At 44.1% G+C, this 794-nt stretch carries 1 protein-coding gene; it reads left to right on the forward strand.

The window, feature by feature from the left end:
* A partial coding sequence (locus tag A3766_RS25460) for a sensor histidine kinase (protein ID WP_231882992.1) occupies window positions 1–794 on the forward strand: 794 nt, incomplete at both ends.

Below are 794 nucleotides of genomic sequence, written 5' to 3' on the forward strand. Positions count from 1 at the left end.
ATCAGCAGATAACTAGGGGACTCAATAGCACGGGTATTGTTTGCTGTCCGATTCGGACTCATGAAGACTTATTTTGCGTATTGGTGATTGCCTGTGAACACTCTCTGAGCCAAAGCTCACACCAAATACGTTTATTAAAGTACTTTACCGAGGAAATGGCCCAGGCTTGCAGTAAGACCACGGAAAAAATTACACGCATTGAGAGCGATGCCAGCACTGAAGCTATGGCACAGCGAGCCAGGGAAATAGCCCACGAAGCCAACAACCCCTTAAACATCATTAATAACTATTTGGTCTCTTTGTCTAACAAACTAACGGGGCCTGCAGAAAGTTACGAGCAACACGAGCTAGCTGAAGAGCTTGATATTGTCAGAGAAGAACTAAATAGAACAAGTCAGATTATTTTACGTTTACGCGACCTAAAACAAGAAGCCGTCGAAACACAGTCCGGCGTCGACATTAATACCGAAATCAAGAATCTTTGCACCTTATATGAGCATTCTTTATTCGTCTTGCACGACACTTCCTATCAGCTAGACTTAGATCAGGACTTGAAGCGAATCGGCACGAAAAGGAACCAGTTCAAGCAAATCATTACAAATCTGATTAAAAACGCCTCGGAAGCAATGCCTGAAGGCGGCATTATTTTTATCAGCACGGCAGCCAATATCAACCTTAATGGCCAGGGTTACGTAGAAATCCTGATCAAGGACCAAGGCCCAGGCCTGCCAGAAGAAATAGCAAAAAGCCTTTTTAAACCTGTTACCTCAACAAAAGGTGACGGACACTCAGGC

The sequence above is a fragment of the Oleiphilus sp. HI0132 genome (assembly GCF_001635845.1).